The following is a 12,482-nucleotide window of genomic DNA, read 5'->3' as shown; positions in this document are numbered from 1 at the left end:
CACAAAAGAAAGGAAAACAGATGATTATTTTGTTACAGCTTGTGAATCTGGTTTATTACGCTCTGGTCATTCTGATTTTTGCCCGCTTTGTCTTCTCCTGGGTGCGCGTTGATCCGTACCACCCCACCTGGGGGCCGCTGGCGCGCTTTGTTTACCAGGCCACCGAGCCGCTGCTGGAACCGATCCGCCGCGTGCTGCCGCCCCAAGGCGGCCTCGATTTTAGCCCGATGGTTTTGCTGTTTGGCATCTACATTTTGCGCATCATCCTCTTCAGCCTGCTGTAAGGAACGAGATTTGAATAATCTACACGTTTAGATTGGACAAATCTTCTGAGATTTGTCCAATCTCTGACAAGACTCTTGCTCGCTGTGCCAGTAGTTGGGGCCTAAGCGCCAATTAGCGGCCAAAGAATACAACCAGCAAAATCACCGCAAAAAACGTGAGTGACACAGCCACCAATCCATACCAGCGGCGATAGACGTTTGGTGGGGCGGGGTAGGTGATGGGGCGGATGTACAGGCGAATGTAGCCCATGGTGGCGATGAATTGGGCCACCAGCAGCCCAATCTTGATGATCACCCAGGTCGTCCAGCCGATGAAAAACTGCGCCAGCAGGATGCCGGAGAAAATCAGCAGTAAAAATACCACGTCTACCAGCTTCACTTCTTTGCGAATGTAACCGCGCAGTAGCTGTTCGTCGCCAGCGCGGAAGTTGGCGCTGTCGGTCAGGCGGCTCTCCAGAGTCCGTATTACCAGCAGCGCCGCCGTTACCACGCCCAGCCACAGGGCAAAACTGGTGATATGCACAAGTAACAGAGCTTTGTAGAGGAGCATATTGTTAGTTTGTTAGACCCTTCATTAGCGCAAGCCGGTCAGGCTGCGGGCGATGACCATGCGTTGGATTTCGCTGGTCCCTTCGTAGATTTCGGTGATTTTGGCGTCGCGGAAGTAACGCTCCAGGGGCATTTCTTTGCTGTAGCCCATGCCGCCGTGAATCTGGATGGCCTCGGTGGTGACGTACATGGCGCTTTCGCTGGCGAACAATTTGGCCATGCTGGCTTCCATGGAGTAACGGCCGTTCCCCTTCATCGCCTGTTTTTTGGCCAGGCACGCCTGGTAAATAAGCAGCCGACTGGCGTCTACGCGGCACTTCATATCGGCCAATTTCTGCTGAATCATCTGGAATTGGCCGATTTTTTGCCCAAACGCTTCCCGTTCTTTGGCGTAGGCCACGCTGGCCTCCAACGCCGCTTCGGCGATGCCCAACGCCTGTGAGGCAATGCCGATGCGCCCGGCGTCCAACACCGTCATGGCGATTTTAAAGCCTTCCCCTTCCGCGCCCAGCCGATTTTCCACCGGGCACTCGTAGTTGTCGAAAATGATTTCGCTGGTGGCGCTGGCGCGGATGCCCAGCTTTGGCTCCGTTTTACCGCGTGAGAAACCGGGCTTGTCGGTTTCGATAATGAAAGCGCTGACGCCTTTGTGCTGCTTCTCTGGCTGGGTCATGGTGAAGAGGACAATGTAGTCGGCGTAAGGCGCGGAGGTGACCCAGGATTTACGGCCGTTAATCACATAATGCGTGCCGGCCTCATTCAATACCGCCCGGCTGGCCATCGTCCCGGCGTCACTGCCGCTCATCGGCTCTGTCAGGCTGTAGGCCCCAATTTTCGCGCCGCTGGCGATGGGCGCAACATACTTTTGCTTCTGCGCTTCCGTGCCAAACTTCAGCAGGCCATGGCAGTACAACGAATTGTTCACCGACATCACCGTGCCGTGGCTGGCGTCTACCTTACAGATTTCCGTCAGGGCCAGCGAATAAGCCAAGGTGTCCATGCCCGCGCCGCCGTATTCTTCGGGCACTTCAATGCCCATAAAGCCCAACTGTCCCATTTTGCGCACCGTCTCGATAGGGAACTGGCCCGTTTCGTCGTGGTGTTCGGCGATGGGCGCGATCTCGTTTTGGGCGAAGTCGCGCGCGGCCTGCTGAATCATTTTGTGTTCGTCGGTTATAAAGTCAAACATGGGGTAGATTCTCCTTGTTGGCGGCGGGCAGCGGGTCTGTTATCCGTCACTCGCCGCCTGTCTGAGTCTGTAAATAATGCAAAAAGATTTCAAATTCCTTCAGCGGCAGTTCCAGCCCTTCGGTCCAACGACGTTGTTCCGCCAGCCAGAAACGGCCGTCTTTGCTGTTCAAAATTCGGGTCGGTATGGTTTTGGGGCGTTCAGGCGCCTGGAATGGGTTAGACAGCGTATTGCCATACACCTCCACAGGATTGATCTTGTAAAACTGCACCGGCTGAGCCGGGTTATGGAAAAGATTTTCGGCCAGTGTGGGTGGCGCATACGTGTAACAAATCAGGCGGCTGTCGTCTTGCTGCAGTTGGCAGGCCAGACACAGCCAATGATCGGGCACGCGGCGCTCACGGCCGCCTCGTTTATAGCCGCGTAGGGCAAAATACCAGCCCATCAGCAGGATGCCGCCGGCCGCCAGGTCAAACGTCAGCGTTTCTAATTCTGGTTGATTCACCTGTATGGTACGGCCGTTCAACACCAGGTTGTAACCGCTGGGCCATACCCGTTTCAGCCATGTTTCTATCCCCCAGCCTATACCCAACGTCAGCGGCGCAGCCAGCCCACAGGCGAGAACCAGGGCAAAGCTGGGCAGGTCGCCGGGAGCCAGACGAAAGAGGGCGCGGAGGAGGAAAAAGAAGAGGGCAAAAATCAGCAGCAGCAGCGCCAGGATGGCAAAACGTAAGCGGGGGTGTTCTTGCTCGGCGTGCAGCACGATAGGGGACGGTGTAGATAGGCCCATGAAGCAATTTTAGCACCAGCATGGTGCTTTGCCTATCCTGCCACAATGGTACAATCATGGCTATGTACGCCGTTCTGGTCATTAACGTAGATGCACCCCTGGAGGGCACATTTCATTACCACATACCGACGGACCTGGCCGCCCAACTGCGGTTGGGACATCTGGTGGAGGTGGAATTTGGCCGCCGCCTGGCCCAGGGCATTGTCGTGGCTTTCGACGAGACCGCGCCAGTGGCCGAAACCAAACCGATCATCGCCCTGGTAGATTCTGCCCCCGTCCTTTGGCCCTGGCAGATTGCCCTGGCGCAGTGGATGAGCCAGGAATACCTGGCCCCGCTGAACGGCTGCCTGCGCCTGATGCTGCCCCCCGGTCTGACGCGCCAGGCGGATGTGGTGGTAGATGTGAATCCGTATTGGGATGGCGCCGGCCGTCTCACCGACCTCCAGCAGCAGCTTGTAGACCTCTTGCGCCAGAAGGGGGACATGCGCGGCCGCCAGATTCAGCGCGCTCTGCCGAAAACGGATTGGAAAACGGCCGTTACCCAACTAACCAACCGCAACATTCTGCGCAAAGCCTCGGTGCTGGACCCACCCCGCGCCCGCCCCAAAGAAATCAAGACCGCGCAGCTCTGCGCCGGCCCGGCGCGGGTGGAAGCTGCCTTGCGCCAGCTTGGCCGCCCCAATAAACAAGCCGACATCCTCTTCTACCTGGCCGATTTAGACGACCCGCTGCCGGAGGAAACGGCCGTACTTGCCGCCACCACCGCCACCACCAAACACCTGGAACAACTTGCCGCCGCTGAACTGATAGTGATTGCGGATTGCGGATTGCGGATTTCGGAGGCTCTTGATCCGCAATCCGCAATCCCAAATCCGCAATCCATCTCCCTCGCCATTCCCCACCGCGACGTTCTACGCCACGCCCTGCGGCTGCGCGGCGCGGAAACCTATTACCAGATCATCACCCTGCTGACCAAAGCGGCGCAGCCCGTGGCCATCAGCGATGTGTACGCCGTCACCGGGGCCAATCTCAATCATCTAAAAAAACTCGCCAAACTAGACCTGATTCGTTTGGGTTCCGAGGAGGTGTGGCGCGATCCTCTGGCCGACCGCGACTTCATCCCTGCCGATGCGCCGCAGCTAACCATGGACCAGGCCCGCGCCTGGGGTCGGGTAAAGATGGCGATGATTGAAGCGGAAGATGAAGATGACCAGATGACTGGGTGGCAAGGTGACGACGCGACTGCCTCTGAGTCACCCGGCCCCCTTGCCACCCCCACACCCCCACACCCCTTCCTCCTCCACGGTGTGACGGGCAGCGGCAAGACAGAAATCTACATGCGGGCGATTGAGTTTGCCCTGGCGCGGGGGCAGCAGGCCATTGTGTTGGTCCCGGAAATTGCCCTGACGCCGCAGACGGTGCGCCGTTTTGCCGCCCGTTTTCCAGGGCGGGTGGCCGTGCTGCACAGCCGCCTGAGCGATGGCGAACGTTACGACACCTGGCGGCGGGCGCGGCTGGGCTTGTTCGACATTGTGGTCGGGCCGCGCAGCGCCCTGTTTACGCCGCTGCCAGACATCGGTGTGATTGTGGTGGACGAGGAACACGACCCCAGTTATAAGCAGACGCCGCCGGTGTCGCCGCCATATTACCACGCCAGGGAAACGGCCGTTCACCTGGGGCGACTCCTCAACGCCACCGTCATCATGGGCAGCGCCACGCCGGATTTGGTGACCTACCACCGGGCGCAGGGCGGTCGTTACCAACTGCTGGAGCTGCCCAAGCGGGTGATGGGCCATCGCCATCGCCTGCAAAGCCAGGCCGAGCGCCTGAATCTAACCTCGCGCTACGTCCAATCCGGCGAAGACCCCGACGACGCCCTGACCATCCCGCTGCCGCCGATCCAGGTGGTGGATTTGCGCCAGGAGCTGCGGGCGGGCAACCGTTCCATATTTAGCCGGGTGTTGGCAGCGGCCGTAACCGAAACCCTGGAGCGCGGCGAACAAGCCATCCTCTTCCTCAACCGACGCGGCACAGCCACCTTTGTCATCTGCCGCGACTGTGGGTACATCGCCCGCTGTCCGCGCTGCGACTTGCCCCTGACTTTCCATCGGCCGCACGCCGCCCTGGTGTGCCACCACTGCGGCCGCCAGGAGCCGCAGCCGGCCGAGTGCCCGGTGTGTGGCTCCAAACGCATCCGCTATTTTGGCCTGGGCACGGAACAAGTGGAGGAGCAGGTGCAGCAGCGTTGGCCCACGGCCCGCATCACCCGCTGGGACCGGGACACGACAGCCGGCCGTTACGCCCACGAGCAGCTTCTGGGCGGTTTCATCAACCATGAGGCCGACATCCTCATTGGCACGCAAATGATCGCCAAAGGGCTGGATTTGCCGCTGGTGACGCTGGTGGGCGTCATTTCGGCCGATGTGTCGTTGGGGCTGCCGGATTATCGCACCGGCGAACGGGCGTTTCAGACGTTGGCTCAGGTCGCCGGGCGCGCCGGGCGAGGGCTGCTGGGTGGGCGGGTTATCATCCAGACCTACCAGCCGGAGCATTACGCCATCCAGGCCGCCGCCGAACATGATTATGCCAGCTTTTACATCGCCGAGATCCGCTTCCGCACGCAGCACAGTCTGCCGCCATTCCGCCGGTTGGCAAAGCTGGTGTTGGTAGACCCGATCAACGAGCGCGGCCAGCGGGAGGGAGAAACATTGGCGGCCAACCTGCGCCGCCACGCCCGCGACCTGGCCCTGGCGGCCACCGAGATTCTGGGGCCGACGCCGCCATTTTTTAGTCGGGTAGACGGCCGTTACCGCTGGCAGATCATCATCCGCTCCCCCAACCCCAACCGCCTGCTGGCCGATTTCCCCGTGCCCGCCAACTGGTCCGTAGACATAGACCCGGAAAGTACGCTGTAACTGCCGGGTTATTGTTGAAAATGCCCCACTTTATTTCCAGGTTACGGTCAAAATTTCATTTACAAAAGAAAAAAACAGAATATACTCAATATAGCTTTCTCATTGTTTGTTAAGCAATGGTTGTAAACAAATCCATCAAGAAGTCCAATTTCTGAATGGCGCCATCATTCTGATTGTGACGCCATAGGAGAAAATTTCTAGAGTACGCAGAACGATTCCTCTCGGTCTTCAGTATCCGTTATGGCGTGATGAAACGCGCTGCCAATACCGTGGCAGGGTTTGAACTTACCAATCGGGAAATTGTCTTGGCGCTTTCTAAATCCTTTATTTCCCCAACCACATACATGTTTTTAAGACAGTAGATGTGCCTACTGTTAATGTTTCATACCATATAGATGGTGACAGTATAAGGAGAAAATGATATGAAGAGGGTACGATTTGTGTTTTTGTGCGTGGGTCTTTTGTTGAGCCTCACGCTCTTTTCAGTGGCCCTTGCCGGTTCGCCCCGAGACACAGGGTCGGCTGGCAAAGAGGATGTTACTCCCGAGCCTTCGGAAACGGGCGAGATTTCTCAGTCCTCTCTCGGCGGGCAAATAGCGGGCAATGTGTCCCCAACCAACCTGGCTGCTCCATTGGGCGCCATTTCCGTGTACGAAGTTGAACCCAACAACACCCCGGCCACCGCCAATCCCCTCGGCGGCAGCGTCGCTATCCTCCGTGGCAACACCTTCCCTGCGGGCGACCTGGACTATTTCTCTTTCACCGGTAATGCCGGCGACCGCGTCTACGCAGCGACGATGACGGTGTTCTCGCCTGGCAGCACCGACAGCACGTTGACGCTGTTCGACACGGACGGGACCACGGTGATCGAAGTTGACGTTAACGACGGCAGCTTCGCGGCATCCTCGTCGAGCATTGCCGGCGCGACACTGCCGGCTGCCGGTACCTATTACCTGCAAGTCAGGTCCACCACTGCCACCACCACAATGCGCCCCTATGACCTGTACTTCCAACTGCGCAGCGGCAGCCCGGTGGCCGAAACGGAGCCGAACAATGCCTCTGATGGTGGGCAGGCGTTACCGCCTTCCGGTTGGGTCAGCGGGGTCATTGATCCAGCGGCTGATAATGACGTTTTCCTGTTTGCCCTCAATGCCGGTGATACCGTTTACTTGAGCCTGGATTTGGATCCAGAACGAGATGGCGGTACAACCTGGAACGGCCGTGTAGGTCTGGGCGCGTTTGGGAACCCAGCGCTTATTTTGCTTGTCAATGACGCCAGTACCACGTCACCGAATTCTGAAGCGTTCTTCTTCACCGTCAAAGAAGCGGGAACCTATTACGCCTACGTGGATCCTTCCACAGCGGGCACTGGTGATCCTACCTGGACCTACCATTTGTCCGTATCGGTCTTCCCTGCCGTCCCGGCGACGGCAAGCTGCACCACCTACACCAGCGCCAATGTGCCGGTTACTATTCCTACCGGACCAGGCCTGGTTACCTCCACCCTCAATGTGCCGGGCAACCCGCTCATTGCCGACCTGGACGTGACCGTCGTCCTGACGCACACCAACATGCCTGACCTGGATGTGGTACTGGTATCCCCTGGGGGCAATGAAGTAATTATGTTTAACGACCGCGGCGTCAGTACACAGCAGGGGATGAACCTGACTTTGGATGACGAGGCGGCTATTCCAATTTCTTCCTATACTGTCATGAGCGGCATGGTCTACCAACCACAAGCGTCCTCGCGGCTTTCCTGGTTCGACGGCCAATACGCGGGCGGCGATTGGACGCTGAAGGTGTACGACGACCTGGCAGCTAATGATGGTGTACTACAAAACTGGGCGCTGACCATTTGCGAACCGCCCCCACCGCCATCCTGCCCGGTAGGCTATGATCCCGTCACGGTGTTCAGCACTGACTTTGAGGCCGACAACGGCGGTTTCACCACGTCTGGCACGGCTGTAGATTGGGCCTACGGCGCGCCAACGGCCGTTCCTCTCAACACTTGCAACAGCGGCGCAAACTGCTGGGTCACCAATCTCGTCGGCGACTACAGCATATCCAGTAACCAAGACCTGCTTTCCCCCAATATCAACCTCAGCGGGTTGTTCGGTCCAATCCAACTCACCTGGTCGCAAAAGCACCAAATTGAAAATGCTAATTGGGACAACGCTTTTGTGGATGTGCAGCAGGTAGGCGGCGGCAGCCCACAGCGCGTTTGGGAATGGTATGATGCGATGCTGCGCTCTACGGTAGGTAGCCCATTAGTCACCACGCAGCCAAGCGCCGGTTGGCGTATTCACCGCGCCGACATTAGCAGCTTTGCCGGGCAGCAGGTTGAACTGCGTTTCAACCTGTCCTCCGATAGCACTGTTAATTTCGCTGGCATCGCCGTTGATGATGTCACCATTACCGCTTGCGCGCCGCCACAGGGCACGCCCATCATTGACCTGAATAAGACGGTCGGCACTGACCCGTCTGTTTGTGCCAGTGGCAGCGCCATTAGCGTTGGCCCCGGCGATGAAGTCACCTACTGCTATGAAGTGACCAACACCGGCACGCTTACCCTGACGCTGCATGATCTGGAAGACGACAAACTGGGTGACTTGCTGTCTGCCTTCCCCTATTCGCTGGTTCCGGGCGCATCCGCTTTTATAACGGAAACCAGCGTCATCACGCAAACGACCACCAATATCGCCACCTGGACGGCCTACAACGCCGGGCCAACTGGCGTCATTAGCGACACAGCAAACGCTACCGTAACCGTTGTGCAGCCGAGCATCTCCCTGAATAAAACGGTCGGCACTGACCCTGCCGTTTGCGCGAATACCAGCGAGATTAATGTTCTGGCAGGCGCTACTGTTGTCTACTGCTACGAAGTCTTGAACAGTGGCCTGACAACGCTTAACCTGCACGATCTGGTAGACAGCGAACTGGGGACGATTCTTAACGGCTTGAGTTACGCATTGATTCCTGGCGCAAGCGTTTTTGTAACGGAAACGGCCGTCATCAACGCCACCACCGTTAACACCGCCACCTGGACCGCTTACAACGCCGGCCCCACCTTTGTCTCCACAGACAGCGACACGGCGACAGTAAACGTCATTGTGACCTCAAACGGCCTGCCGTTGGAAGACTTTAACGCTGGTACGGCCGGGTTCCCGCCCGCCGGTTGGACAGTGATCAACAACGGCGGAACCTGCGTCTGGGAAAGCACGGAAACAACCGGCTATGCCAACCTCACCGGTGGCGATGGCTTTGCCGCCGAAGCCAACTCCGACAACTGTGGTTCTGGTACAACCATGAACACCGAACTGCGCACCCCTTTCTTCAACCTGACAGGGGCCACCAGCCCGGTACTCACGTACCGCTACGACTACCGTGACCTCGGCGTGGCCGATCAAGGCACGGTGGACATCTCCACCGATGGCGGCGCAACCTGGACGAACCTGGAAACTTACCTGGTGAGCGACCGTGGCCCCGCGCAGAACATTGTAGATCTGTCTGCCTACATCGGCCAACCGCTGCTGCAAGTGCGTTTCACCTATTTTGCTCCTGGTTATGATTGGTGGTTCCAGATTGACGACGTTGAGGTGCTGTTAGCAGGCCAGCCCGAGATAGCTGTTACCCCTGACAATCTGGCGAGTGCTCAACTGCCCAACACCACCACTACGCAGAATTTGAACATCGCCAACAATGGCTTAGGTCCCCTGACCTGGAACATCACCGAAGCGCCCGCAGCATGTGCAACGCCAAGCGATATCCCGTGGTTGAGTGCCGCCCCTGCCAATGGCGTGACGCCAGCGGGCAACAATGTTAATGTCACAGTGACATTTGATTCGACCGGGCTGACACCGGGTGTGTACAATGGCACACTCTGTGTGGGCAGCGATGATCCGGTCACACCGGTTGTGGCTGTGGCGGTAGCACTGACAGTCGAGGTACAGCCGATTATCAGTGTTGACCCACTGGCGTTAAATGCAACCGTTGGTTTCGGCGCACAAGCTACTGCGCCCATGACCATTACCAATGTAGGCACAGGTAGTCTGGACTGGAATATCGTTGAAGCGCTGCCCGCTCGTGCGCCAACGGCCGTTCTCTATGACAACGGCTCATTGGTCACCCACCCAGGCGGCGGCGCAGGCGGCGCAGATGATTCCCGCTTGCAAGTCACCTCCCTGCTCATGACTACCCTGGGCTTTGGCAACCAATTCTTGGTTGGCAACCGCATGGCCGATGACTTCACCGTACCTGCCGGTGGTTGGCTGCTGGATAGCGTAACCTTCTACACCTACCAGACAGGCTCCACCACCACCTCCACCACTACCGGCCTGTACGTGCAAATCTGGGATGGTCCGCCCAATGTAGGTGGTTCCAGCATCGTCTTTGGCGACCTGACCACCAACCGCCTGTCGTCCACAACTTGGTCCAACATCTACCGCACGTCGGAAACCACAGTCGGCAACACGACACGGCCGATTATGGCGAACGTGGCTAACCTGGGTGGTCTCTTCTTGCCAGCCGGTGAGTATTGGTTCGACTGGACGACGGATGGTTCCCTGGCTTCTGGTCCCTGGGCGCCGCCGGTCACTATCCTCGGCCAGACGACAACGGGGAATGGGCTGCAGTTCACCGGAACCTGGGGCCCAGCCAATGATGGTGGCACGCTCACGCCACAAGACCTGCCCTTTGTCATTGAAGGAAGCGCTACACCCTCCACCTGTAGCACGCCGGAGGATATTCCCTGGTTGAGCGTTACACCGGACAGCGGCAGCGCGGCAGCTGGCAGCAGCAGCGATGTCGTTGTTACCTTCGACAGCACTGGGCTAATCGCTGGCAGCTATGAAGCGACCCTTTGTGTTAACAGCAACGATTCTGCGCAGCCGCTGGTAGAAGTGCCGGTGGAACTGACAGTTACCGACACTTATGGTGTGGAATTGTCCGGCGACCAGGCTCAGACTGGCGATGTGGGCACAGTGGTGACATACACCCTGACGTTGACCAACACCGGCAGCGTCACGGATACGTTCGACCTGTCCGCGACCGGCGTTTGGACGGCAACGCTGTCTGATGCCAGCGTCACCTTGGCGCCCAACGCGAGTACAACATTCGACGTGACTGTCGTTGTGCCTGCGGGCGCAGCCGATGGGGATGACGATGCTGCCACAGTGACGGCCGTCTCGCAAACAGATGCTTCGGCCACCGCCAGCGCCACATTGACGACAACGGCCAACGTGCCAACAGCGCCTATGTGGTATCTCTATCTGCCCGTGGTGGTTAAACCGTAAGGTTTAATTGCTTTCTGCTGTAATTAAAAAGGGGGTTGGCTTTGGCCGACCCCCTTTTTGTTTTGAGTAACCTTACTACGCTACGCTCAAGCCACCCAACTGAATTACGTCAGGTTAAACGCCGCTTCTAACTCCCGCAGTTCATCCTCGCCAATGGGAACCAGTGGGCCGAGCGCGGCTGTATCCAACAGCGACCGGGCGCTAAATTCGGCCACCTCCAGCCGGTCGAAAGCCTGCAAGATGTGCTTGCCAACAACGAGCAGCCCTTCATTTGCTAGCAGCGCCACCGGCGCATGGAAGGACACGGCCGTCGCCAACTCCTCCGGCGCGTAATAATGGCGGGCAAAAGGAAATGTGGGGATGCCGCGCAGCAGGATGTAGCTTTCGGGGATGGTACGGGTGTCGAAACGGCCGTCGCCAATGGCAAAGGCGGTGGCGTGCGGTGGCTGCGCCTGGATGATGCACTGCACGTCTGGTTGGGCGGCATAGATGGCCTGATGCAGGCGGGCGGCGCGGCTGGGGAACTTGCCGGTTTCCCGACGGCCGTCGGCCACCAACACCAGATCATCAATCGCCAGGCTGCGCCGGTCACCGCCCGTTGGCGTGATGAGAAAACGGGTCTCGTCCACGCGCACCGAGGCCGCGCCCTGCGAGCTGACCATCAACTGCCGGTCGTAGGCGCGGTGTACGGCGTCGGCCAACTGCTGGCGCAGTTCTCGTTCATGGCTGCTGTGCCCGGCCGGCGCAAATTCTGGCAGCGCCTCTGGCTGCTCCGCCTGGAAAGCTATTTGCTCGTCTGTCAGGCTGTGGATGGGACCCAGCGCCGCCGCCCGCAGCAGCGCCCGCGCCGCAAACTCCAGCATCTCCAACCGCTGAAAAGCGTCTAACAGCGTTTCGCCGCCGGTCACCGCGCCGTGATTCTCCAGCATCACGCTGTTGAAGCCAGCGCCGAAGGTGGCGGCGATGTGGCGCCCCAACTGTTCGCTGCCGGTGAGGGCGTAGGGGGCATAACCGACAGCGCCGCAAATGCGCCAGGCAGCCGGCAGCGCCCGCATATCGGGAACCTGCCGCGCCAGACTAAACGACACCAGCGCCGGTGGATGGGCATGGACGATGGCCCGTAAATCGGGCCGGGCGGTGTAGATGGCGCGGTGGAAGGGCAGTTCGGTGGAGGGGCGATGGCGGCCAGTGATACGGCCGTCGCCGATAATACGGCCGTCATCAGCCACACACATGATGTCTTGCGGCGTCAGCCGCCCCTTGTCCACACCCGCCGGGGTAATCCAAATATCGCCATTGTCGTCCAGAATGGACAAATTGCCGCCGGACAGCGTTGTCATACCACTGTGATAAATCCGATTCATAACAGCGACCAACTGGTCGCGGGGGTGTAACAATTGAAAGTTCATAGAAGTCCTTGAAATGCAAAAATTCAGCAAGAAGATGTTCCGCTCGATGAACCAT

At 58.7% G+C, this 12,482-nt stretch carries 7 protein-coding genes; 3 read left to right on the top strand and 4 right to left on the bottom strand.

Annotated elements, in window-relative coordinates:
* Nucleotides 1-20 precede the first annotated feature (20 nt).
* Nucleotides 21-284 carry a YggT family protein gene (locus tag IPM39_22330; GenBank protein ID MBK8988775.1) on the top strand — a complete coding sequence of 88 codons (264 nt, stop codon included), beginning with the start codon at nt 21-23 and terminating at the stop codon, nt 282-284.
* A gap of 112 nt (nt 285-396) precedes the next feature.
* Here the strand turns inward: IPM39_22330 and IPM39_22325 are convergent, their stop codons facing one another.
* The 3 genes from IPM39_22325 to IPM39_22315 are packed head-to-tail and all read right to left on the bottom strand — an operon-like array spanning nt 397 to nt 2,812.
* Nucleotides 397-834, bottom strand: coding sequence for a hypothetical protein (locus tag IPM39_22325; protein ID MBK8988774.1), 438 nt, complete (start codon nt 832-834; stop codon nt 397-399).
* Nucleotides 835-858: 24 nt separating this feature from the next.
* Entirely contained in the window at nt 859-2,022 is a 1,164-nt protein-coding gene (locus IPM39_22320) for an acyl-CoA dehydrogenase family protein (GenBank protein MBK8988773.1), read from the bottom strand.
* Between the two features lie 46 nt (nt 2,023-2,068).
* Entirely contained in the window at nt 2,069-2,812 is a 744-nt protein-coding gene (locus IPM39_22315) for a hypothetical protein (protein ID MBK8988772.1), read from the bottom strand.
* 56 nt (nt 2,813-2,868) lie between these two features.
* Between IPM39_22315 and priA the strand changes: the two genes are divergently transcribed.
* Nucleotides 2,869-5,727, top strand: a complete 2,859-nt coding sequence (gene priA, locus IPM39_22310) for a primosomal protein N' (GenBank protein MBK8988771.1) — start codon at nt 2,869-2,871, stop codon at nt 5,725-5,727.
* A 422-nt stretch (nt 5,728-6,149) separates the two neighbouring features.
* Nucleotides 6,150-11,018: a proprotein convertase P-domain-containing protein gene (locus IPM39_22305; protein ID MBK8988770.1), complete on the top strand. Its 4,869-nt coding sequence runs from the start codon at nt 6,150-6,152 to the stop codon at nt 11,016-11,018.
* 104 nt (nt 11,019-11,122) lie between these two features.
* Here IPM39_22305 and IPM39_22300 read toward each other — a convergent pair whose 3' ends face one another.
* Nucleotides 11,123-12,427 carry a class II aldolase/adducin family protein gene (locus tag IPM39_22300; GenBank protein MBK8988769.1) on the bottom strand — a complete coding sequence of 435 codons (1,305 nt, stop codon included), beginning with the start codon at nt 12,425-12,427 and terminating at the stop codon, nt 11,123-11,125.
* Nucleotides 12,428-12,482: the final 55 nt, after the last annotated feature.

It is taken from the genome of Candidatus Leptovillus gracilis (genome assembly GCA_016716065.1).
Taxonomy (GTDB): domain Bacteria; phylum Chloroflexota; class Anaerolineae; order Promineifilales; family Promineifilaceae; genus Leptovillus; species Leptovillus gracilis.
The sequence above is the reverse complement of the archived record's forward strand: the minus strand, read 5'-3'. Positions and strand labels throughout refer to the sequence as shown.

Coding starts and splice junctions, on each gene's coding strand:
- IPM39_22320 (MBK8988773.1), bottom strand. CDS start 2,022: ATGTTTGACTTTATAACCGACGAACACAAAATGATTCAGCAGGCCGCG.
- IPM39_22300 (MBK8988769.1), bottom strand. CDS start 12,427: ATGAACTTTCAATTGTTACACCCCCGCGACCAGTTGGTCGCTGTTATG.
- IPM39_22325 (MBK8988774.1), bottom strand. CDS start 834: ATGCTCCTCTACAAAGCTCTGTTACTTGTGCATATCACCAGTTTTGCC.
- IPM39_22305 (MBK8988770.1), top strand. CDS start 6,150: ATGAAGAGGGTACGATTTGTGTTTTTGTGCGTGGGTCTTTTGTTGAGC.
- IPM39_22330 (MBK8988775.1), top strand. CDS start 21: ATGATTATTTTGTTACAGCTTGTGAATCTGGTTTATTACGCTCTGGTC.
- IPM39_22315 (MBK8988772.1), bottom strand. CDS start 2,812: ATGGGCCTATCTACACCGTCCCCTATCGTGCTGCACGCCGAGCAAGAA.
- priA (MBK8988771.1), top strand. CDS start 2,869: ATGGCTATGTACGCCGTTCTGGTCATTAACGTAGATGCACCCCTGGAG.